Origin of the sequence: Rhizobium sp. N621 (assembly GCF_001664325.1) — a bacterium.
GTDB lineage: Bacteria > Pseudomonadota > Alphaproteobacteria > Rhizobiales > Rhizobiaceae > Rhizobium > Rhizobium esperanzae.
In genome coordinates this window covers 197,535-220,789 of record NZ_CP013496.1, presented here as the reverse complement: position 1 = coordinate 220,789, position 23,255 = coordinate 197,535, and the positions used below count along the sequence as shown (strand labels likewise).

Genomic DNA, 23,255 nt, shown 5'->3' with positions numbered 1-23,255 from the left:
CAGCAATCGCTGCCCTTCGTTACTTCATTTTTGGCAGATTGCCGTGTGGTTCAGAACTCTTCCCAATCGCCGGCCAACGCCGCGTTCCCCTGGGTTGCATTCCCCTGGAACGACCTGCCGACCTTGGCAATCATCTGGCGCGCCGGCGAAGCCACGGGCTGAGCATGCTGTGCCGCGGCGACCGGCTGCGAAATGCGCCTCGATCCCACTGCTCCGCCAATGTTGAACTGACCCAGGAGCTGGAACAATGCGTCGGCTTCCTTGGCGAGTTTGTGAGCGGCGGCCGTGGCCTCTTCCACCATGGCGGCGTTCTGCTGGGTGCCCTGATCCATCCTGTTGACGGCAGTATTGATTTCCTTCAGCCCGGTCGCCTGCTCCTGCGAGGCGCCGACGATGGCGCCGACATTGCCGTCGACCTGCTGCACCTGTACCGCAATCTCCTGCAGGGCCTTCCCCGTTTCGCCAACCAGCGCGACGCCGTTTTTCACATGGCCATTCGACGCGTTGATCAGCTCCTTGATTTCCTTTGCCGCCTTGGCGGAACGCTGTGCCAGTTCGCGCACTTCCTGGGCGACAACGGCAAAACCCTTGCCGGCTTCACCGGCACGGGCCGCCTCGACGCCGGCGTTCAGCGCCAGCAGGTTGGTCTGGAAGGCGATCTCGTCGATGACGCCGATGATGCTGCCAATTTCGGTGGCGGAGGATTCGATCTTGCCCATCGCATCGACCGCGTCGCGGACGACACTGCCCGAGCGCTCCGCATTGTCTTTCGTCTTGCGGACGAGCTGACCTGCCTCCTGAGCCCTGTTGCTGGAGTCGGCGACGGTGGTCGTGATCTCTTCCAGGGCCGCGGCGGTCTCCTCGACGGAGGCGGCCTGCTGCTCGGTCCGCTTGGCGAGGTCATCCGAAGCCGAGCGGATTTCCTGTGCGCCAGCTGCGATGGCGCTGGCGTTCTCGGCAACCTTCTGCATGGCGGCGCGGAGCTTTTCGACCGCTGAATTGAAGTCGGCTCTGAGTTTTTCCAGAGACGGGATGAACGGCGTGCCGATCTGCTGCGTGAGATCGCCATCGGCCAGCGCCTGCAATGCACTGCCAAGCTGGCCGACAGCCCGGTCCGTCTGCTCGGCAAGGGTGCGGCGTTCGTCGGCATCCTGTTCGAGCCGGTGCCGTTCCGCCACAGCCCGTCTGGCTTCCGCATCGGCTTCCCGCTCCGCCTTTGCCGAAATGGCGTCGCGCAATCCCGCCACGGCGCGGGCAAGCTTGCCGATCTCGTCGCCACGTGCTTCGAGGCGACGATCACCATCGAGATTGCCTTCTGCCATCGCTTTCAGCGACAGCTGCAGTTTTGCCAGCGGACCGACGATCGTGCGTGCGGTAATAATCGCGGCGAGGACGGAAAGAACAGCCGCGATGCCCAGCGCCGTCAGAACGATCGGCTTGAAGCCGCTCGCCGTGCTGCGGACGTCTCCGCCGATCGATTTGTTCAGTGCTTCCTGGTAGTCGATGAACTTGTTGATGGCGCCGAGCCAGGCAACGAAATCCGGCCGCGCCTGTTCAAGCAGAATTTTGCGAGCAGCCTCACCGTCACCCTTCTCCTGCAGCGCGATGATCTGGGCGACCAGGGGATTGGTTCTCGCCTGTATGTCGGCGATCTCCTTCAGAATGGACCTTTCCTGGTCGGTCGCGCCAGCCGGGGAGGCGACCATATCAGCCATGCGTTTTTCGTTTTCGGCGTAGGATGCCGCCAGCTTTTCGATCAGTGCCTCGGCCGCCCTGCGTTCATCGACAGACGTCACCAGGGTCACGTCGCGAACGGCGATCGCCCGATCATGCACGCTGCCGCGATAGTTGATGGCGAACCGCTGCTTGACACTGTTGACGTCGTTGATTGTTTGAAGATTGCTGTTGATCTCGGCGACCTTCACCGTTGCGTAGATGCTCAGGCCGGCCATCAGCAAGATCAGGAAGCTGAAGCCAAGAGCGAGACGCACCGCAATCCCGGAATTCTTAATGCTGTTCATTACCACTCTCCGTCGCATGGGAGGTTTGTCACAGGTGTCATTGCTGCCAGGATCGTCGGCGCATCTCGCGCAAATGCGGGAGCTCTTTGGCCGGAGCGCGCGCACAATAGGCGGCAGCACATCCAATGTGCGGGCCTCTATCAAGCTGCCAAAGCCGATTTCATGCGCGATCCGGATGCCCGATCGCCCTCATGGCGTAGGTGACCATCTCTGGGACGTCGCTCCGATAAGTTAAAAGGTAAGAGGATATCCTTTAGGGAATGTAAACGGGGCGAGCGGAGCGCCAGTATGCTGCGCCGTTCGTATATTTTGCGGCGTTTTTCTGCGGAGAATGGATAAATGGCGGCATGCTTGGTTGCCCGATGCAGTCGCCATCCATCCTATGTTTCAGATACACTGGGTTCTGATCTTCTTGCCCGGCGCCAGGTACCGGCGCCTTCGGCTTATTTACGCAGCAGCGGCAAAAGCTGATTGCCTTGCCGCTTGATCTCGGAGAGATAGGGCGTATCGGACAACACGAAATGCGTGATCCCCAGATCCTGATATTTGCGCAGCGAGCGGGCGACGTCGTCCGCTGAACCGACCAGCCAAGTGGTGCCTGCACCACCGCCGCCGAATTTTCCCGGAGCGGTATAGAGATTATCGTCGAGCACGTCGCCGCGCTCGTAAAGAGCGAGCAGCCGCTGCTGACCGACGGCAAGCGCGCGTTGGTGATCGTGCCAGCCGGTGCGGTTGCTCCTTGCCATCTCGGCAACCTTCGCCTCAGCCTCGGCCCAGGCCTCGTCCGTCGTGTCGCGGACCAGCGTCGTTATTCGCAGCCCGAATTCCAGCGGCGGGAGGTCGCGGTCGAGCTCTCGGCTCAGTTTTTTAAGTCGCCCGATCCGTTCCTGGACGCCCTCGAGCGGCTCGCCCCAGAAAAGCTGGACATCGGCCTCTGTGGCAGCCACCCGTTCGGCCGCTTCGGAGGCGCCGCCAAAATAGAGTTTCGGGTGCCGGCGGTCGCCGCGCTCCTCGATGGGCGGCACCACAGTGGATTCGGCAACCCGGAAATGATCGCCTGCCCAGGTGACATTTTCTTCAGTCCATAGTCTGCGGACCAGCCGCATGAACTCCTTTGTTCTGCTATAGCGATGCGCCTGATCGCCCTCGCTATCGCCATAAGCCGCCAGGTTGTCCTTGCCCGAGACGATATTGATTCGCACCCGGCCTCCAGTCAGGTGGTCGAGCGTCGCCGCCGCGGAAGCGAAGTTTGCCGGCCGCCAATAACCCGGTCGGATGGCAATGAGCGGTTCGAAGGTGGTGGTCCGCACGGCCAGCGAGGCCGCGACGGTGAAGGTATCGGGACGGCCCCAGCCGGTGCCGAGGAGCGCGCCCTTCCAGCCATGCTCCTCCAGCGCCTTCGCATGGCTGGTCAGCGTCTCCAGGCTATTGTGACTTTCGACGGTGGTATCGCCGCGATGGCCGGGCCTGACGTCGTTCGGAATATACCACAGAAATTCGGAATGATTACTCATGCTACGCCGCGGGTCTGGTGATCGGAAAGGCTGGCTGCAGAAACGATGCGTGGCAGGATGGAATATTATCCACGAAATACGTAGACTATTTAATTTGATAATGGCGTCACTAATAAAAAATTTTGCCAGAGCGCGCAGCCGCATCGGACATCAGCGGATTGTCGATGCACGGGACACGGAAAAAGCGCCTGAGATCCTTGTCCGCAGGCGCTTCTCGGCAAGCTTGATCGCCAGCATCCTCGATGTCAGGCAGTGGCCGGCGGGTATTCATTGGCCTGGAATATGTGATGATGCACCTTGCCGGTGAAGAGCTCCAGAAGCTCGCCGGTGACCTCGCGGCTCTCAGAACGCACGTCGGAGAGAAGCGCCGCGTTCACAGCCTCCATGTGAGGATAGCGAATGGCGAGCGCCATGGCATAAATCGGCGCGCCTTCGTCGCGCTCCATTCCATCCAGCACCCGGATTTCCTCCGCGCCCGGAAATTTCGTCCACAGCGGGACAAGGCGCTGTCTCACAAAGTCGCGAAATTCCTCTTCCCGGCCGGGATGGATTTCGCCTTCAAACAAAGCGTAGCGAATGATCATAGGTTCTCTTTTCCAAAACTCGGGGAGCCGGATCGATGTCGAGGTGATGAAATGAGGGGAGGGCGTATCGGTCGATGCGCCCTCGGGAACGCTTATTTTCCCCAGATTTTCTTATATTGATCGCGGTAGCCGTTATCGGGATCGAAGCTGTTCTTCGGTCCGCCGTCGAATTCGACGTTCGCGCTGGTGACCACGTGAAGCGGCGACACGTAGCCCGACCATGGCGCGCCGGCGAAGGCTCGGTTGAGTTCATCGACCAGCTGCCAGCCCTGGAGATTGAGCGGCTCAGCGACCGTGACGGCCTGGTATTGCTTGGCGCGAATGCGCTGATAGGCGCTCTCCGAGCCGTCACCGGCTGCGACATTCACCGGCTTTCCGTCGCCGGCAATGCCGGCAGAAGCGAGCGAGGGTCCCATGAAGTCATAATAGAGGTCGTTGATCGCCAGCGAGTGCGTCCACTTGGCGCCGTACTTCTGCAAGAGCGACGTGGTGAGCTGCGGCATGCGCTGGGAGGTTTCGGCGATTGGCGTGTCGACATATTCGAGGACGGTGCCGCCGAGATCCTCGATCTCCTTCTTCATCCGGTCGGCCTTGGCGATCGCGATCGCATAGGTGGAGTCGGTGAAGATGATGACGCCCGGCTTGCCGCCGGCGTCGGCGAAGGCCCAGTCTGCCGCCGATTTCGACACTTCCATCGCATCGGTGGTGACATTGGCAAAGACGCCGACCTCAGGAACCGGGCCGACCGCCGAGGCGGCGTGCCAGGAAACCATCGGAATGCCGGCCGCCTTGGCCGCTTCCATCGCCGGCTTCTGTTCGACCGCGTCGAAACCGTTGATGATAATACCATCGGGCTTCAGTGCCATGGCCTGGCCGAAAGCCGCCGTGCGCCCGCCGATCGAACCGGCGCCGTCGAGCACCTTCACCGTCCAGCCCAATGCGCCTGCCGCCTCCTGAACGCCATTGGCCACACCGAGGATGCCGCCGTTCTTCATATCGGCGGCAAGGATGACGATGTTCTTGCCGCTCGCACCCTTGGGGCCGCTGGTCGGGCCATCCCATGCGCTCACCTTGGACGCATATTTGTCGACCACGGCCTTGGCGTCAGCCATCGAATCCGCCATTGCCGGCACACTGAGCATAAGAGCGACGGTTGCAACCGTTGCCCGCATTAAAGTTCTGCGCTTCATGTTCACTCCTCCATTTTGTTTGTTATGAAATGCCGGTGAGCCGGCATCCTCATTTGGATGCGGGTGTGATCCTCCTCACAGCTCCGCGCTTGCGCTGGGCGTAGCCTGCAATGCCGATGGCAATCAGCAGAGTCACGCCGTTGAACAGCGGTTCAACGAAGAACGACCCGCCGAATTGCTGAATTCCAGAAATGCCGACCGCCAGGATGATGACACCGATCAAGGTGCCCCAGACGTTCACCCGGCCCGGCTTGATCGTCGTCGATCCGAGAAATGCGCCGACAAGCGCCGGCAGCAGATATTCGAGGCCGACGCTCGCCTGGCCGATGCGCAGCTTCGAGGCGAGCAGGACACCGGTCAGGGCCGCCAGCAGGCCTGATGTGACGAATGCGCCGATCACGAATTTCCGCACCGGAATACCGTTGAGCGCGGCGGCCTTGGGATTGGCGCCGATGGCATAGAGATAACGGCCGATCGGCAGGTATTCGAGCACGATCCACATGCAGATGGCGATCAGCAGCACGTAGAAGCCGGTGATCGGCAGGCCGAACAGCATGGTGCCGTTCAGCGCATAGAATCCCTCAGGCAGGACACCGACCACCTGCCGGCCGCCGGTATGCCAGAGGGCAAGCGCGTAGAGGACCGTGCCGGTGCCGAGCGTCGCAATGAAACTGTCGATCTTGGCGACCTCGACCAAAAGGCCATTGATGAAGCCGGTGAGGATGCCGAGCGCGAGAACGATGAGGACGGCGACCGGCCAGGGCAGGCCGTAGACCGTCTGCAGGCTGATGGCGAGAATGTGCCAGAGCACGATGCCGTAACCGACAGTCAGGTCGATGCGGCCCGACGCCATCGGGATCATCGCGGCGAGCGACAGAAGCGCGATGATCGCCTTGTCGGAGACGATCGAGCGGACGTTCAAGACGGTCGGAAAGGTATCGGGCAGCATGATCGAGAAGAGCAGGATCAGGCCGACGGTCAGGATCACCAGCCCGTAAACGGGGATCAGGCGCCCGATCTTCTGTCCTGTGGACAAGCCGGCCATTTCGCTCTTGGTCGGCTCCAGCGCCGTGGATTCAATGGATTGCATGGCTGTTCTCCCGATGGCTCAAGCGGCTTCCGATGCGGACGCGGCCGTGATGACCGCCTCCGTCGTGAGCGCACTTCCAGTCAGTTCGCTGACGATTTTGCCGCGCGAGAAAACCAGCGCGCGGTGGCAGATATGAGCGATTTCCTCGAAGTCGGTCGACACCACGACGACTGCGAGACCGGCTTCGAGCGCCTGGGTGATCAGGCGGTAGATTTCCGCACGCGCGCCGATGTCGACGCCGGCGGTCGGGTCTTCCGCGACCAGCAGCTTGCGGCCGGTCGCCAGCCAGCGACCGACGACAACCTTCTGCTGGTTGCCGCCTGACAGCGCCTCGACAGGCAGATCCGGATCGTTCGGCCTGAGGCCGACGGAATGGCCGATCGCATGAGCAAGGTCGGCTTCCCCACGCGGCGACAGGAAGGAGAAAATCCCGCGGCCGACAGCGCCCGGATTGAGATAGGTATTTTCCCGAATGGACAGCGACAGTGCGACGGATTCCTCCGTCCGGTCACGGGCAATCAGACCGATGCCCGAGGCCATCGCCTGCCGCGGGCTGGAAAGATCCGGCGCCTCGCCATGCAGCAGCACCGAGCCGTTGAAGGGCTCGCAGCCGAACAGCGCCCGGCCGATCCTTTCCTGGCCGGCGCCGCGCAATCCAACCAGCCCGAGCAGCTCACCCTCTCTTATATCGAAGGAGATCGGGCTCGTGCCGGTGCAAACGAGGTCGCGAACCTCGACGATCGCCTTGCCGGGTTTGATCTCGGCTTTGGAAAAGAGGCTGTCACTGCTGCGGCCGATGATCATCGTCACCAGTTCGTCGGGGGTGGTCTCGCTGACCGGCTTCTGCCCGACCATGCATCCGTCGCGCAGCACGGCGACGCGATCGGCGATGCGGAAAATCTCGTCGAGCCGGTGGGAGACATAGATCATGCCGACGCCGCGCTCCTTCAGGGGACGGATGGCGTTGAACAGCCGATCGACTTCATCGGCGGGCAGGCTCGCTGTGGGTTCGTCGAGCACCAGAACATCGGCTTCGACGGCAAGCGCGCGGGCGATGGCGACGAGCGATTTTTCGGTGCGCGACAGGGCCGAGACCCGCGTCGTGGGATCGAAGTCGCAGCCGACCAATTTCAAGGCTTCCTTGGCCCGCGCCTGCGTCTTTCCCCAGTCGATCAGGCCGCTGCGCATCGAGAAGCCCTGCGACAAGCCCATATTCTCGCCGACCGTCATCCACTCGATCAGACCAAGATCCTGATGGATGAAGGCGACCGGCTGCCGCTCGTTCGGTTTCGGCGGGCGATGATGATAACTTTGGCCGCGGAACAGGATGTCGCCGTTATCGGGTTTGTAGATGCCGGCCAGCGTCTTGATCAGCGTCGATTTGCCGGCGCCGTTTTCGCCGAGCAGCGCCAGGATCTCGCCCTCGCGCAGGTCGATCGAGACGTCACGCAGCGCCTGCGTGCCGCCGAAGCTTTTAGTGATCGATTGGAACTCCAGCAGTCTCTTGGCTTCCACTGTGGCTCCTCCCAAAGCTGCAGCTGTCCTTACGAAATATGTTATCGATAACATTCCCCGGTAGTCAAGCGGAAAGTGACAATCTCCAACGCCGTCGAAGATGATGTTAGTCGGCCTGCAATCCATCGAGAAGGCGCATCATCTCGGCCGAGTCCCTCGGCCCAAGACCGGCGGCGCAAAGCAGGCGGTGAATCTCCACCACCGCACCCGTCATCGGCAGCGGCGTCTTGGTCTTCAACGCAAAGGCCTGAAGCGAGTCCAGATCCTTCAGCATATTGTCGATCCGACCTGTCGGTGAGAAATCCCGGGCGGCGAATTTTGCCATGAATTCCTGCAATATCCGGCTATCCGCCCTGCCGCCGGCAAGAGCGGCCGGAATGGCGGAGGGATCGACGCCGCCGGCCTCGGCGAGCTTGACGGCTTCCGCGACCGCCTGGAACAGCACGGCGCAGAACAGCTGATTGATCAGCTTGGTGGTCTGCCCGGCGCCGGAGGCGCCCATCAGCGTATAATTGGCGGCAAGATGCCGCATCACCACACGCGCACGCTCGAAATCCTCAGCGCTGCCGCCGGCCATGATCGTCAGCTTTCCACCGAGCGCGCCGGGCACGCCGCCGGAAAGCGGGCAATCCACCCATGCCATGCCCGTTTCCGCACGCAGCCGCGTCGCCATGTCGGCGGTCTCGGCAGGGTCGATGGAAGACATGTCGATCAGCAGCTTGTCGGCGCTGGCCGCCGCCGCAACCCCGTTCTCGCCGAAGATGACGGCGCGCACGATGCTGGCGTGGTTGAGGCTGAGAATGCAGAATTCCGACGCCGAGACGGCACTCGCCACGGAGCTCGCCGCGTGCGCGCCCTTTGCCGTCAAAGCCGCGATCTTTTCGGCATCGAGATCGAAGACCGAGACTTTGTGGCCGGTCTCGATCAATCGCGTGACGATCGCCGTTCCCATGATGCCGGCGCCGATGACGGCGACATCTGCTCTATAATCATCCTGCATGAAACCCTCCCTTGACGGCCGCGCTTTTCAGCCCCTCACAAGCCAGCGCCACCACATCATCCAAAGCCATATCGATCGCCACCGTGACCACACCGGCTTCACCGGTCGGCGGCTCCAGCGTCTGCAGCTGGCTATCAAGCAGCGACGCCGGCATGAAGTGGCCCTGACGGGCCTGCATCCGCGACAACAGCAGGTCGCGCGACCCCTCCAGGAAAACAAAGGCCAAGTGCCCGCCCGCCGCCTGTCTCAACCGGTCCCGATAGCTGCGCTTCAGCGCCGAGCACGAAATTGCCAACCCTTGCGACGCCTCTTTTGCGGTCTTTATTTCCTCGCCGATCCGGTCGAGCCAGGGCAGGCGGTCGGCGTCGGTGAGCGGTATGCCTTGCGCCATCTTCTCGACATTTGCGGCGGGGTGGAGTTGGTCGCCTTCCACAAACCGCATGCCATTTCGCGCGGCGACGCCCGCTCCAACCGAGGATTTGCCGCAACCGCTGACGCCCATGACCACGACGGCCAGAGGCAGCACTTCTTTCCCGAGCTCCATCGTCGCGTCCCTGTCAGAGGCAGGTGGTGATGCCGCCATCGACATAAAGCGTGTGGCCGTTGATGAAAGACGAGCCGCGGCCCGAGAGGAAAACGGCGGCCCCCACCAGTTCCTCGACATTGCCCCAGCGTCCGGCCGGCGTCCGCTTCTCCAGCCAGGACGAGAATTCGGGATTGTCGACGAGCGCCTGGTTGAGCGGCGTCTTGAAATAACCGGGCGCGATCGCATTGATCTGCAGGCCATGTTTGGCCCAGTCGGCGCACATGCCGCGCGTCAGGTTGCGCACCGCGCCCTTAGTCGCGGTATAGGGGGCGATGCCCGCGCGGGCCAGTTCGCTCTGCACCGAGGCGATGTTGATGATCTTGCCCTGGCCGCGGGCGATCATGGCTTTGGCGGCCGCCTGGCCGACGTAAAATACGCTCGAAATATTGGTGGTCAGCAGCAGTTCCCATTTGTCCGCCGGGAAATCTTCCAGCGGCGTGCGAAACTGCATGCCGGCATTGTTGATCAGGATGTCGAGCGGGCCGATATCGGCCTCGATCGCATCGATGCCCGCTTTGGCGGCGTCCTTGCTGGTTACGTCGAAGATGGCCGCATGGGCAGACAGTCCCTGCGCCTTGAGGCTCTCGACCGCGCGTTTGACGCTTTCGGGCGTCCGGCCGTTGATGACCACCGCGGCGCCGTGCTGCGCCAGGCCCTCGGCCAGCGCATAACCGATCCCCTGGCTCGAGCCGGTAATCAGGGCAAGCTGCCCGGTCAGATCAAACAGGTTCTTCATGCAAATAACTCCTCCGGTGTCGCTGCGAATGACGGCTTATACCGCCACTTCAGGTGAAACTCACTTGACATCGCTTTTCCGGATTATATGTTATCGATAACATAATCAACTATCAAAATGCGGGACGGAGACGGAATGCCTGAGCTAGAGATCTTGATGACTGGAGCCTATCCGGAATGGGATATGGTCGATCTGGAGGCGAAGTATCGCGTTCACCGCCTGTGGGAAGCGGCCGACAAGCAGGAACTGATTGCGAACGTCGGCAAGGATATTCGCGCCATTGCGACGCGCGGCGAACTCGGCGCCTCCGCCGAGCTGATGAAGCAATTGCCGAAGCTGGAGATCGTCTCCTGTTATGGCGTCGGCACCGATGCCATCGACCTCACCTATGCCCGCGCCAACGGCATTCGCGTGACGAATACGCCTGACGTACTGACCGAAGACGTCGCCGATATCGCCATCGGACTGCTGCTTGCCACGGCGCGGCAGATTCCGCAGGCCGACGTTTTCGTCCGCGCCGGCCAGTGGGGCAATGTCGCCATGCCGCTGGTAACGCGCGTCGCCGGCAAGAAAGTCGGACTCGCCGGCATGGGGCGGATCGGCAAGGCGATCGCCAGGCGGGCTGCCGCTTTCGGCTGCGATATCACCTACTTCGCCCGCAACGAGCACACGGATGTTCCTTATGCCTACCAGCCGAACCTGGTGGCGCTTGCCGATTGGGCCGATTTCCTGATCGTCATCGTCCCCGGCGGGCAGGCGACGATGAAGATCATCAATGCCGAGGTACTCAAAGCGCTCGGTCCCAACGGCATGTTGATCAATGTTTCGCGCGGGACGACCGTCGATGAAGAGGCGCTGATCGCGGCCCTTCAGAACGGCACCATCCAGGCCGCCGGCCTCGACGTGTTCCTCAACGAACCGAAGATCGATGCGCGTTTCCTGACGCTGCAAAACGTGGTGTTGCAGCCCCATCATGGCTCCGGTACCGTCGAGACCCGCAAGGCCATGGGCCAGCTGGTCAGAGACAATCTCGCCGCGCATTTTGCCGGCAACCCGCTTCCAACTCCCGTCGTGTGAGGGTTTCGCTATGAAAGCCATCGTCATTCATGCCGCCAAGGATCTCAGGATCGAGGAGCGCGAACCGGAGGTTGCGGGCGAGGGGCAGGTGGAGATCGCCATCGAAGCCGGCGGCATTTGCGGCTCCGACCTGCATTATTACAATCATGGCGGCTTCGGCACCGTGCGTCTGCGCGAGCCGATGATCCTCGGCCACGAGATCGCCGGCACGGTCAAGGCGCTGGGTGCCGGCGTGAGCGACCTTGCCGTTGGAGACCGCGTTGCGGTTTCCCCGAGCCGGCCGTGCAGCCATTGCCAATATTGCCTGAAGGGACAGCAGAACCACTGCCTCAACATGCGGTTTTATGGCAGCGCCATGCCCATGCCGCACATTCAAGGCGGCTTTCGCCAGCGGCTGGTGGCGGAGCGCTGGCAATGCCACAAGGTTGCCGACGGCATCTCCATTCACGAGGCGGCCTTCGCCGAACCCTTTGCCGTGACGCTGCATGCGGCCAGCCGCGCTGGGTCGCTGCTGGGTAAACGCGTGCTCGTCACCGGCTGCGGCCCGATCGGCATGCTGGCGATCGTTGCGGCGCGGGTTCTCGGCGCCCGCGAAATCGTCGCGACCGATGTGACCGACAGCGTTCTGGCGATTGCCCGCACCAGCGGCGCGGATCGAACGATCAATGTTGCCACGCATGCCGCCGACCTTGCCGCCTACGGCGCCGACAAGGGATATTTCGACGTCATGTTCGAAGCGTCGGGCAATGAGCGGGCAGTGCGCGCCGGTCTGGAGGCGCTGAAGCCCCGTGCCGTCCTCGTGCAGCTCGGCCTTGGCGGCGATGTCTCCATCCCGCAGAACATGATCGTCGCCAAGGAAATCGAGATGCGCGGAACATTCCGCTTTCACGAGGAATTTGCGCTCGCTGTCGAACTGATCAACGCGCGCCGCGTCGACCTGAAGCCGCTGCTCACAGGCGTCTTCAAGATCGATGAGGCCGTCGCCGCCTTCGAACTGGCGAGCGACCGCAGCAAGTCGATGAAAGTGCAGATCGCCTTCTGACAAGGCGCCGACTATCGGATGCCGCGATCCGTGCTTTCGCGCAGGACGACCCTGTAGCTGGTCAATGTGATCTCGTCGCCGGTTGTCTCGCTGCCCGCCTGCAGGGCGTCCAGCAGGCGGACGGCGGCCTGGCGGCCGATGCCGTAACAGTCGACATTGATCGTGGTGATGCTGGGATGACAGATCGACGAGATCTCGTAATCGCCGAAACCGGCAATGGCGATATCTTCAGGCACACGCATCCCCCTGCGCTTGCACTCCATGATCGCGCCGAAGGCGGACAGGTCGGAAACGCAGAGAACGACTTCCGTGTCCGGCCAGCGCTCCAACAGACTGACGATTGCCTGGCCGCCCTGTTCCATGGTGATCGGCGGCACGCCGAAGGAAATCGCCCGGCCCGGTCCCAGGCCCAGTTCTTCGACAGTCTTCAGGAAACCGCTGCGCCGCTGGCTGCCGCGTGTATCGCGCGCCGTCGTTCCGCCGATATAACCGAACCTGCGATAGCCCTGACTGGCAAGTGTCCGCACCAGCAGCGACATCGCCTCGCTGTTGGAAAAGCCGACGACATGATTGATCGGCTCTTCCGGAAGCTCCCAGGTTTCCACCACCGGAATGCCGGCCTTATCAAGCATGCGCCGCGCCCGGTCGGTATGCGAGCCGCCCGTCAGGATGATGCCCTCGGGACGCCGGCGCAGCATCGCCTCGATCAGCTTTTCCTCTTTCTCAGCGGCATAGTCGGTATAACCGAGCAGAAGCTGAAGGCCGGTATTCTCCAGCGCGTCGGTGATGCCGCGCGCGGTGTCGGAGAAATTCGAATTGTTGATAGAGGGCACCAGCGCCGCGATGAAGCCGCTGCGCCGCGAGGAAAGGCTGCCGGCGGATAGGTCGAGCACGTAGCCGAGCGCATCGACCGCTTCCATGATGCGCTTGCGCGTCTCTTCGGAAACGCTCGCATCCTGGCGAAAGGCGCGCGAAACGGTCATGGCCGATACGCCGACATATTTGGCGACCTCAGCCATCGTCAGCTTTTGGGCGTCTCCTCCCTTGAGGCGCTTGTCTTTTGGCTCATCCTCGTTTTTCACTGGTCTCCGCCCTTAAAACAGCTTCCGAGTTGGCAACTGGGAATACGATAAAGTTATCGCTATCATCGCACAATCAATATTATTACTAGAAAGTTGCGTTCCACAGTTCATCGATCTCTATACGAAGGTCGTGAAGCAGGGCAGAATGGTATCGATAACAGTTTGAGACGAGGAGGCATCATGTTCGGGGAAATCGACGGTACGGGGTTCGAGGTTCTCGACCCGCGCTTTGAAAGCTGCTTCGTCGGCCATGCCCGCGTCGAGCGGCTTTGGACGGGCGGCCGCTGGCTGGAGGGACCGGCCTGGTTTGCCGCCGGGCGCTACCTGGTCTTCTCGGATATCCCCAACAATCGCATGATGCGCTATGATGATACCAGCGGGCAGACGTCGGTCTTCCGCTCACCCAGCAACAACTCCAACGGTAACACGGTCGACAATCAAGGACGGCTGATCACTTGCGAGCATCTGGCGCGCCGTGTCACGCGCACCGATTTCGACGGCGGGATCAGCGTGCTGGCGGATCGGATCGCGGGCAAACGGCTCAATTCACCCAACGACGTCACCGTGAAGTCCGACGGCACCGTCTGGTTCACCGACCCGAGCTACGGCATTCTCCACGACTACGAGGGCGACTACGGCGAGGAGGAAATCGGCGGTTGCCACGTCTATCGGCACGACCCGGCAACAGGCGCAACCCACCAGATGACTTCGGATTTCGTCAAGCCGAACGGGTTGGCGTTCTCCCCCGACGAAACGGTGCTTTATGTCGCCGATACCGGGGCATCGCACCTGTCCGGCGGTCCGCGCCATATCAGAAAGCTCGCCGTGTCCGATGCCGGCAAGCTGAGCGATCTCGGCATTTTTGCCGAATGCACCGCGGGCTTTTTCGATGGTTTTCGCGTCGATCGGAAGGGAAGGATCTGGACGAGCGCCGGCGACGGTGTGCACTGCTATGATCCAGATGGCACACTGATCGGCAAGATCCATATTCCCGAGATCGTCTCCAATGTCGCTTTCGGCGGCGCGAAACTGAACCGCCTCTTCATCACCGCAACAACCTCTCTCTACGCTGTCTATCTCACGGCCAACGGGTCGAGACCGGGATAGAGGACGCTATCGTTTCGGGCTCGGTTGGGTTGTGTGTAGTCGACATGGCCTCCCGACGACGGCTTAGTCCTGCCCGCAACAAAAATCAGCCCCTGACCTGGATCACCATGTCCGTCATTCATACTATAGGCCGATCCAGAGGCCGCCTTCCCGGGCGGCCTCCGCTGCCGGCTGCTTACAAACTACTGCCCCAACGTCATCCTCGGCCTTGTGCCGAGGATCTGCGCCCGTCTCAATTAATCATCAGAAAACAAACATTTTCCTGCCAAGCAATTGCAGTGCTCAGATGCTCGGCACAAGGCCGAGCATGACGGAGGAGACTTTGTCAACAAACTGAGGCGAGGCCGTCTTTCTAGGCGGCTTCGCCTTTCGGGACTTCTTGGCCTATCGTTGGCTGAGGCTGTCAGCCAGCCTGACGAGACCGAGGAAATCCGATCTGTAGCCGAAGGGATCCGTCCCCCGCGATGCCGCAGCGAGGTCGGCAATCGCCTGGTAGGAATAGGCATCGACGGCGGCGATGCGGCTCAGTTTTTGGCCGAAGGCGGCGACGGCCACCGAGAAGCGGACGTCCTGCGGCGCGGCGTCGATGGTGGCGACCGCGTTGCCGTCACCGACCGGCGTGGTGATCAGGGCGCTCTTGTCTTCGCCCGGCCACTTGTAGCGCATCTTGACGAAGGCGAGCTCGCCCTGATGCGCGCTGCCCGATGTCTCGGCCGATGCCTTATCGGCGGCGCCATAACGCAGGTCGTCGTTCATCACCGCGGGGCTTCCCTGGGGCGTGATCTCGTAGATCGCGGTGACGCTGTGGCCGGAGCCGATATCGCCGGCATCGACGCGGTCATTGTTGAAGTCCTCGCGTTTGAGGGCGCGCGTCTCATAACCGATCAGCCGGTATTCGGCGATCCGTTCCGGGTTGAACTCGACCTGGAACTTGACGTCCTTGGCAATCGGAAACAGCGTCGATCCGGCTTCTTCGACCAAGGTCTTCTGCGCCTCCGCCAGGGTGTCGATATAGGCGGCGCTGCCATTGCCGTTCTGGGCGAGCGTCTGCATCAGGGAATCGTTGAGATTACCGCGTCCGAAGCCGAGAACGGTGAGGAATATGCCGTCCTTGCGCTTCTCCTCGATGATTCGCTTCAGATCCTCGTCACTCGACGGGCCGACATTGAAGTCGCCGTCCGTCGCCAGCATCACCCGGTTGACGCCGTCCTTGACGAAGGCCTTTTTGGCAAGATCGTAGGCCGCCTCGATACCCTCGGCGCCGCCGGTCGAGCCTCCGGCCTCCAGCCTGTCGATCGCCGAGAGGATCTTCGATTTCTCCGCCACCCGCGTCGGCTCTAGTACAGTGCCGGCATTGCCGGCATAGGTGACGATCGACACGGTGTCGTCCGCCTTCAGCTTGTTGACCAGCAGCCGGAAGGCGCTCTTCAGCAGCGGCAGCTTGTCCGGTTCGTCCATCGAGCCCGACACGTCGATCAGAAAGACGAGATTGGCGTGCGGCGCGGTCGCCGGCGCGATGTCATAACCCTTGATCGCCACGTGCATCAGTTCCGTGTCGTGGTTCCACGGGGTCGGCATCACCGTCACGGTCGCCTTGAAAGGCTGATCGGCCTTCTCGGGACCCGGCCAGTCATAGGGGAAATAATTGATCATCTCTTCGACGCGAACCGATTGCGGATCCGGCATCGCCCCGTCGGTGAGCGACCGGCGGACAAAGGAATAGGAAGCGCTGTCGACATCGGCGGAGAAGGTGGAAACCGGATCCGTCGCGACACTCTTGATCGGATTAGCCGCGGCATTGGCAAAGCGTTCGCGGCTGGGATCGAGCTGAATCTGCATACGCCCATCTGCTGGCGGAACAGGCGAGGGGGCAACGGCCATCGGTTCAGCCAACCGCTGACCCTGAGCAACCACACCAGGAGCGGCCGGCGCAGCACGTTTGGCCATGCCAAGAGCCGCCGCGGAATCCTCCGACTTGCTCTTGAGAGCGGCGATTTCGCCTGCATCGAATTCAGCGCGCAACTCCGCGGCGGACTTTGCCGCCTGAGGCTCCTTGTCCTGCAAGATTTGAGCGCTATCAGCCGCAGACGATTGAGCCGGCCGATTCTCTTCGGCCGCTTCGGAAAGCCGAGGTTCGGCCGGTTTCGCCACCCCATTTTTCGAAACAGTGCCGGCGATCTTCTCCTGGTCGATAATCGGCGGATTGCGGGTCAGCTCGAGGGTGAGATAACCGGCGGCGGGAATGACGAGCAGCGTCGCAAGGGCTGAACCGGCGAGGAATTTCTTATTCACAGCAGGGCTCCATATCCAGTTGATGATGGAGCTTGGACGCCAGCCTTGGGCATTTCCTTGGGCTGCCGCTGCATTATTTTCTGCGCTGTCGAAGGCCTGCATCGCCGCCGCAAGGGCGCGCGTCCGCGCCTGCGGATCGATGGCGGGCGGGGTGAGGCGGGAGAGTTTTTCGAGTTCCTTGTCCATCATACCTCTTCCTTGCCGAACATGGCCTTCAGCCGCTTGCGCGCCTCGTGGACCTGCCAGGAGACGGTCGCCTCCGAGCAGCCCATGACATCGGCGGCGGCCGAATGGCTGAGGCCTTCGCCATAGACGAGCAGCACGGCGTCGCATTGCCGTTCCGGCAAAGCGCGCACGGCCGCCCATAATGCGCTCGATATCTCGTTGTCGTCTCCGCCCGGCGCATCCGCCTGCGGTTCGGCCGCATAGGCGCGGAACGTCTGCTGCTCTCGTGCGCGTTTGCGTCTGTGATCGCGAGCGGCGTTCAGCGTCAGCGTATAAAGCCATGTCCGGAAGCGGCTGGCGCCGCGAAAGTCGCGGATGGCGGCGCCGATTTTGACGCAGACCTCCTGGGCGATATCGTCCGCATCGGTGGAATTGCCCGACCATCGCCACGCCGTCGCGCGGACGAAATCATAATGGCGCGAGACCAGTTGCCCGAAGGCCTCCCGGTCGCCGCTCTGTGCTCGTTCTATGAGCTCCGCATCCAATGCGCACCTACCCCCAAGCTATCAAGCAAGATGCTATTTCAGGATTGAGACGTTTCTCCGAGGGCTTTCCTTGGGTCGTCGCCGAAATTTTATCGGATCTTTTTGGAAAAAGCGGCAAAGCCCTGGAAATGCGAGATCAAAATAAGAAAGCATCGCGACATCCATGGGTCGCGGCCAGACAGATTGCCTCCGCCGCAAAGAGGCATGATGGATGCAGAGTCGGCCAAGGGCATGATCCGCATGTCCAAAATCGAAAGGACCCTCAATGTCCGCTCCGTCGCCTGTCCCCACCGAAAAGGGCATTCTGCAGTTTCTCCAGATTTGCGATAGCTTCTATCCCGCAGACGCCGTCGAAGCGCCGGTCGAGCAGCAGCGGCATTGGTACGATGCTCTTTGTGCGCGCTTCGACCGCCCGCTGCCCCCGGATATGATCTTTGCGGACGGCATGGTTCAGCGCATACCGATCCGGCGCTACCGTCCGCGGAAAATCATCACCCGGACTATTCTGCTTTATATCCATGGCGGCGGCTTCGTTGTCGGTTCGCTTGAGAGCCATCACGCCATCTGCGCCGAGATCGCTGATTTTGCCGGCGCCGAACTCGTTTCCGTCGATTACCGGCTGGCCCCTGAATATCGCTGGCCGGCGCAGACGGATGACGGCTTCGCCGTGCTCAAACATCTGCTTGCCGCCAGCAACAAAGTCGTGCTGATCGGCGACAGCGCCGGCGGCAATCTTGCGGCAGGCCTTGCCTTGCGGGCGCGCAATGAGGAGCTATCGGGCGTTGTCGGCCAGGTGCTGATCTACCCCAGCCTCGGCGGCGACCTCGACGCGGGATCCTATATAGATATGGCCGCCGCACCCAGCCTGACGACGGCCGATGTCGCCTATTATCGCGAGATCCTGCGGGCACCTGAAGGAAATGAAATCGCCGAGCCGCTGCAGGCAGCTTCGCTCGTCGGACTGCCGCCGGCCTTCATCACCGTCGCGCATTTCGATCCGCTTCGCGATGACGGCCGGCACTATGCCGCCCGGCTGACCGCGAACGGCATCGAAGTCTGGTTCCGGGAGGAGCCGCAGATGGTGCATGCCTGGCTGCGCGCCCGCCATATGAGCGATGGCGCGCGCGATGGCTTCCGAGCTGTCTGCGAGGCTGTCAAGCATTTCGCGATGCTTTGACGATCACATCAGATCGCGCGCAACCTTCTTTTCCGCGAAGATCTTTTCGAAGATCTGCACGTCGTCCTCGAACGCCGTGACGACGGCGCTGATGATCCAATCGGATGCAGTACAGGCAATCCGCGCCGTTGCCACGGTCCGCACGAACCAGCCGGGACGGTGCATGTCGCAGGTCCAGGTCGACACACCGGTCATCGACAGCGGTTCATCCGGCGAAATCGACCAGACTTCCTCGCGCAAATGCCGGGTCGACAGGCCCGTGTTGGGATGTTCGTAAAGCCCGGTCTCCTCGTGGATGCGATAGTCCGTCCGATTGGCCGAGAGATCCCGGACGATCTGCCGTTTCGTCGCGGCAGCCGCATGCTCGATATATTTCGGCAGGGGATCGGGGTTGGCCGGTTCGGCGATTTCAATCCTGCGATAATCGCCGAGTATCGGCAGCCCCAGACCGAGCGAGGCGATATCGATGTCGATCCCTTCGTTCTCAGGCGGCGGCAGGATCATCGGCCAATAGGCGGTGGACAGCGAAAGGCGGATGCGATGCCCCTTGCGGAAACGATAGCCGCAGGCATCGAGCACCAATCGGATCGACACCGTCTCGCCCGGGATCAGCGGCTTCGGATCGGCATTGCCGTCGCGATGGGTGAGATTGACGACGCCGAAGGCGACCCGCGTCGCCGTGCCATCAGGATGAACATCGACGAGCCGGGCGCAGAGGTTCGCATGCGCCGCCCGGGGCCGCAGCCGCAGTGTCAGCACCGGCCGACCGAGATAGTCGCAATCATCGGCAAGCGGCATGGTATCGAAGACCAGCGAACCGGCATCGTCCAAGCGTTGATCGATCGCCATTTCCGCGTCGGGCTTCAGCGTGAAATATTCACCCGATGCCGTGCCGGTATCGAGAGGAGACCTGACATAGACGGGATGCTCGGGAGCATGCGGGATCGGCATGCCTTCGGTCAGCCTGCCGAATTGCTCGACGTAGAAACATTGCATGTGCGGCGGCGTCCAGACATCCCGCGCGATCCAGAATCCGGGATCGCTGTCGCGCCGCGGCGCCGGGCGGACGGCATCGAGAATATAGGCGCGGGCCTGCGGCAGTCTGTCGATGCCATTGTCCTCGCCACGCAGCCATTTGTTCCACCAGGCGATCGCTTCGCCATGGAAATCGGCGCGCGGTTTCGGCCAGGCAAAGTGCGGATATTTGTGCACCCAGGGACCGATCAGTGCCTTCGCCTTCTCGCCCAGACCCTCGACCGCCATCAACGGCGTATTGCGGTAGCCATCCGCCCAACCGGCAATCACGAGCGTCGGGATCTCGACGCTCGAAAAGTCCTCCGAGATCGAGCCGTGACGCCAGAAATCATCGCGCCGCTGATGGGTCAGCCACTCCTCCATGAAAAAGGGTTCGCCTGCCAGGCGCTCCAGCCACATCTCCTTCCAGCGCTCGCCGACAAGTGCCGGATCGGGCGGGCGTGACTGGTAGCCAAGCATCGTCGCCGCCCATGAGAGCTGGGCGGAAAGATGGCAGCCGTTCTTATAGTGGATATCGTCATTATAGCGGTCGACGGTCGAGGCGATCGAGATGACGGCTTTGAGCGCCGGCGGCCGCAATGCGGCGACCTGCAGGCTGTTGAAGCCGCCCCAGGAGATGCCCATCATGCCGACCGAGCCGTTCGACCATGGCTGCGCTGCGATCCAGGCGATCAGCTCGCAGGCATCGGCAAGCTCCCGCTCGGTATATTCGCCGTCGATGACGCCGTCGGATTCGCCCGATCCGCGGATATCGACGCGCACGCCGGCAATGCCGGCGGCGGCGAACACCGGATAGGTCGACTCGTCCCTGAGGCTGGTCCCGTCGCGCTTGCGATAGGGCAGGAACTCGAAGACCGACGGCACGGGATCCTTCTCCGCGCCGTCGGGCATCCAGATGCGTGCCGCCAGCCGCGTCCGATCCTTCAAGGTGATCCACTGATTTTCGATGGTTGTGAAGCTGCGGTCTGACATTGTCATATATCCAGAAGAGCTTTAGGCATTAAGCCACACGCGGCTGCCGATGTAGCCGTTGGACATATCGTTGCCGATATCGTCGACATATCCCTTCAGCATTTTCGAAGAGGCCATGATGTAGTCGTTGAAGACGGGCAGGATCAGACCGCCATCGTCTCGTACCATCAGGGCCAATTGCCGATAAAGCACCTTGCGCTTGGCCTCATCGAGTTCTGACCTTGCTTGCAGAACCAATTTGTCGAAGTCAGGGCGCTTGAAACGCGTGTCGTTCCATTCTGCGGTCGACAGGTAAGAGGTGGAATAGCGCGAATCCTGGGTCGGACGACCGCCCCAGAACGAGGCGCAGAAGGGCTGCTTGTTCCAGACATTGGTCCAGTAGCCGTCTTCCGGTTCGCGCTTGACGTCGATCGTGATGCCGGCCTTGCGCGCGCTTTGCTGGAACAGGATCGCCGCATCCACAGCGCCCGGAAAGGCTGCGTCTGACGTGAGCAGCTGAATGGAGCGGTCGAGACCCGCTTTCTTGAAGTGGAAGGCGGCCTTGTCTGGATCATAAGGGCGCTGCTCGATATCGGTCGGGGCGAGAGCGTAGTTAGAATTGACCGGATAGTCGTTGCCGATGACTCCGTAGCCGCCCAGAACCTTGTCGAGGATCGCCTGACGATCGATGGCATATTTCAGCGCAAGCCGAAGATCGGTGTTGTCGAAGGGAGCCGTGTCGCAATGCATCAGGAAACAATAGAAGCCCTTGCCTGCATTCCGGAGGATTTCGACGGTCGGTGCTCGCTGCAGCATCGGGACTGTCTTTGGGTCGACATTGTTGACGAAATGGACTTGGCCGGAGGCAAGTGCGGCAACGCGGGCGGTGTTGTCGTTGATGACGAGGATCTCGACACTGTCGACAAAGCCGCGGTCGGAGCGCCAATCCTTCGGGTTTTTCTCGAAGGTTGCGTGAACGCCCGGTTCGAAGCTTTTCAGAATGTAAGGACCTGTACCGATGGCCGCCGCAGGCTTGTCGAGGCCGCCCTTCGGCTGGATGATCAGGTGATAGTCGGTCAACAGCAAAGGCAGGTCCGCATTGCCTTCCGAAAGTGTGAGGACAAGGTCGCCCGCTTTTTCGTCGATGCCGGTGATCGAGGCCATGAGCCCCAGAGCGCCCGACTGCGAATTCTTGTCCGCGTGTCGCTTCAGTGTCGCGACGATGTCCGCGACGGTCATCTTGCTGCCGTCGTGAAACTGCACGTCGTTCCTGATTTTGAAAGTCCAGACGGATGCGTCCGCCGATGGCGTCCAGGAAGTCGCCAGCGACGGCAAGGGCGTACCGGTCTTAGGGTCGGATTCGACAAGTGTGTCGCCCCAGAGACGGCCAATCACGAACAACACGGAGGCGCTATAGGTCGCGGGGTCGAGCGCATCACTGGTGGCGCCGCCCTTGAGACCGAGTTTCAGATGACCACCGCGCTTCGCTTCCTGCGCGCGGGCATCGCGCGGCATCAGGAGGCCGGAGGTGAGGACTGGCAAAGCTCCCAGCGCGACGGCACCGCCAACGAAGTGACGGCGGCCGATACTCAGAGGCGAAGATTGATTCTTTTCACGTGTCATTTCAGTTCCCTTTTTCAACGTTATTAGAAGGGAACGTAGAGATCAGGCTGCTTCACGCAATTTCGCGACTTGACGCATCTTTGAGCGAGTTTACGCTGCTATCATTCAGACGGAACCGCCGATGCCTCACCTAGTCGACAACCTCAAGATCGCCTGTGCCACGCAGCGTTCCATTTCGCATCTTTGCCGCGCGATCGATATCAACCGGCAGCAATTCAATCGATATATCAACGGCCAGACGAGGCCGTCTGCCCATAATCTTGCGCGCATAGCCAAGTATTTCGATCTCGACGCAGCCGACTTTGGTCTCGCTCCCAGGCTCTTTCGCGAGCGGCTTCGCAAACCGACTCTAGATCTCAATCAAAGTTCGGAACTATTAAAGGCGTTCCCGGGCGATCTGGCCGCGCTCCGGCGCCATATCGGCTATTTCCAGACCTATCATCGCTCCCCGTCCTGGCCGGGAATGGTTGTCTGTTCGTGCAGCCGCTTTGTGGAGAAGGGTGGGCTTGTGCATGTCAAATCAATGGAGCGTCTGCGGGACGCTGGAAACGGCATCCAGCAATTTTCGAAATATGTCGGCCTTGCGGCCTTCTATCGAAACCGGATCTTCATTACGGAGCGAGTCGTCGGCCCGAATCCGGTACTTTCACAGACGATCCTCCTGCCGTTCGATGAGTACCAGCGCGTCTATCTGCGCGGGACGACAATGGGAGTTTCGTGGCGACGGGAAAATCTCCCGTATGCGTCGCGGATGATCTGGCGGCATGTCGGCGCCGAGCCCAACCTGCGCGAGCTTCTGTCGCGTTGCGGACCACTGCCGCTGTCTTCACGCCAGCTGCCACCGACGGTGCGCTCGTTCCTCGCAGATCCATCGGCGGAAGTGTATGCGGTGCCGGCAGAGTATTGAAGACACCGATTTTCCA

The 23,255-nt window shown here is 61.5% G+C and carries 19 protein-coding genes; 5 read left to right on the top strand and 14 right to left on the bottom strand.

The genetic code is table 11. From position 1 onward, the window contains the following. Positions 1-50: 50 nt before the first annotated feature. The 9 genes from AMK00_RS22210 to AMK00_RS22170 form a co-directional block, all read right to left on the bottom strand. The gene (locus AMK00_RS22210) at positions 51-2,021 is read right to left on the bottom strand and encodes a HAMP domain-containing methyl-accepting chemotaxis protein (RefSeq protein ID WP_064811895.1); all 1,971 of its coding nucleotides are present in this window, start codon (positions 2,019-2,021) and stop codon (positions 51-53) included. Between the two features lie 443 nt (positions 2,022-2,464). Then, entirely contained in the window at positions 2,465-3,535 is a 1,071-nt protein-coding gene (locus tag AMK00_RS22205) for an LLM class flavin-dependent oxidoreductase (RefSeq protein WP_064811894.1), read from the bottom strand. 245 nt (positions 3,536-3,780) lie between these two features. After that, a complete protein-coding gene (locus tag AMK00_RS22200) occupies positions 3,781-4,119 on the bottom strand; it encodes a hypothetical protein (RefSeq protein ID WP_064811893.1) in 339 nt (112 codons plus the stop codon). Between the two features lie 92 nt (positions 4,120-4,211). Beyond that, positions 4,212-5,309 (bottom strand): ABC transporter substrate-binding protein, encoded by a 1,098-nt coding sequence (locus AMK00_RS22195; RefSeq protein WP_064807016.1) that lies wholly within the window; start codon positions 5,307-5,309, stop codon positions 4,212-4,214. Positions 5,310-5,358: 49 nt separating this feature from the next. Then, positions 5,359-6,399, bottom strand: a complete 1,041-nt coding sequence (locus tag AMK00_RS22190) for an ABC transporter permease (protein WP_064807015.1) — start codon at positions 6,397-6,399, stop codon at positions 5,359-5,361. Between the two features lie 18 nt (positions 6,400-6,417). Further along, positions 6,418-7,914 carry a sugar ABC transporter ATP-binding protein gene (locus AMK00_RS22185; protein ID WP_064811892.1) on the bottom strand — a complete coding sequence of 499 codons (1,497 nt, stop codon included), beginning with the start codon at positions 7,912-7,914 and terminating at the stop codon, positions 6,418-6,420. Positions 7,915-8,020: 106 nt separating this feature from the next. Then, positions 8,021-8,914, bottom strand: a complete 894-nt coding sequence (locus AMK00_RS22180; RefSeq protein ID WP_064811891.1) for an NAD(P)-dependent oxidoreductase — start codon at positions 8,912-8,914, stop codon at positions 8,021-8,023. Beyond that, the gene (locus AMK00_RS22175) at positions 8,904-9,458 is read right to left on the bottom strand and encodes a gluconokinase (protein WP_064807010.1); all 555 of its coding nucleotides are present in this window, start codon (positions 9,456-9,458) and stop codon (positions 8,904-8,906) included. The genes AMK00_RS22180 and AMK00_RS22175 overlap by 11 nt, the downstream gene beginning before the upstream one ends. A gap of 13 nt (positions 9,459-9,471) precedes the next feature. After that, complete coding sequence (locus AMK00_RS22170; RefSeq protein ID WP_064811890.1) at positions 9,472-10,236, bottom strand: SDR family oxidoreductase; 765 nt, start codon at positions 10,234-10,236, stop codon at positions 9,472-9,474. 135 nt (positions 10,237-10,371) lie between these two features. Between AMK00_RS22170 and AMK00_RS22165 the strand changes: the two genes are divergently transcribed. Then, positions 10,372-11,313 carry a 2-hydroxyacid dehydrogenase gene (locus AMK00_RS22165; protein ID WP_064811889.1) on the top strand — a complete coding sequence of 314 codons (942 nt, stop codon included), beginning with the start codon at positions 10,372-10,374 and terminating at the stop codon, positions 11,311-11,313. Positions 11,314-11,323: 10 nt separating this feature from the next. Continuing rightward, positions 11,324-12,355: an L-idonate 5-dehydrogenase gene (locus AMK00_RS22160; protein ID WP_064811888.1), complete on the top strand. Its 1,032-nt coding sequence runs from the start codon at positions 11,324-11,326 to the stop codon at positions 12,353-12,355. An 11-nt stretch (positions 12,356-12,366) separates the two neighbouring features. Here the strand turns inward: AMK00_RS22160 and AMK00_RS22155 are convergent, their stop codons facing one another. After that, on the bottom strand, positions 12,367-13,437 hold the full coding sequence (locus AMK00_RS22155) for a LacI family DNA-binding transcriptional regulator (RefSeq protein WP_064811887.1): 1,071 nt from the start codon (positions 13,435-13,437) through the stop codon (positions 12,367-12,369). A 180-nt stretch (positions 13,438-13,617) separates the two neighbouring features. Between AMK00_RS22155 and AMK00_RS22150 the strand changes: the two genes are divergently transcribed. Beyond that, positions 13,618-14,544 carry an SMP-30/gluconolactonase/LRE family protein gene (locus tag AMK00_RS22150; protein ID WP_064811886.1) on the top strand — a complete coding sequence of 309 codons (927 nt, stop codon included), beginning with the start codon at positions 13,618-13,620 and terminating at the stop codon, positions 14,542-14,544. 384 nt (positions 14,545-14,928) lie between these two features. Here AMK00_RS22150 and AMK00_RS22145 read toward each other — a convergent pair whose 3' ends face one another. Continuing rightward, positions 14,929-17,025 carry a vWA domain-containing protein gene (locus AMK00_RS22145; RefSeq protein ID WP_064807000.1) on the bottom strand — a complete coding sequence of 699 codons (2,097 nt, stop codon included), beginning with the start codon at positions 17,023-17,025 and terminating at the stop codon, positions 14,929-14,931. Further along, positions 17,022-17,546 (bottom strand): RNA polymerase sigma factor, encoded by a 525-nt coding sequence (locus tag AMK00_RS22140; protein ID WP_064806999.1) that lies wholly within the window; start codon positions 17,544-17,546, stop codon positions 17,022-17,024. Before AMK00_RS22140 ends, AMK00_RS22145 begins: the two co-directional genes overlap by 4 nt. A gap of 265 nt (positions 17,547-17,811) precedes the next feature. On the opposite strand from AMK00_RS22140, the gene AMK00_RS22135 reads away from it, so the two are divergent. After that, entirely contained in the window at positions 17,812-18,723 is a 912-nt protein-coding gene (locus AMK00_RS22135) for an alpha/beta hydrolase (RefSeq protein ID WP_064806997.1), read from the top strand. 3 nt (positions 18,724-18,726) lie between these two features. Here AMK00_RS22135 and AMK00_RS22130 read toward each other — a convergent pair whose 3' ends face one another. Both AMK00_RS22130 and AMK00_RS22125 read right to left on the bottom strand, forming a co-directional pair. Next, entirely contained in the window at positions 18,727-20,730 is a 2,004-nt protein-coding gene (locus AMK00_RS22130; RefSeq protein WP_064806996.1) for a CocE/NonD family hydrolase, read from the bottom strand. A 21-nt stretch (positions 20,731-20,751) separates the two neighbouring features. Beyond that, positions 20,752-22,332: an ABC transporter substrate-binding protein gene (locus AMK00_RS22125; RefSeq protein WP_064811885.1), complete on the bottom strand. Its 1,581-nt coding sequence runs from the start codon at positions 22,330-22,332 to the stop codon at positions 20,752-20,754. A 121-nt stretch (positions 22,333-22,453) separates the two neighbouring features. On the opposite strand from AMK00_RS22125, the gene AMK00_RS22120 reads away from it, so the two are divergent. Next, complete coding sequence (locus tag AMK00_RS22120) at positions 22,454-23,239, top strand: helix-turn-helix domain-containing protein (RefSeq protein WP_064806992.1); 786 nt, start codon at positions 22,454-22,456, stop codon at positions 23,237-23,239. Positions 23,240-23,255 lie beyond the last annotated feature (16 nt).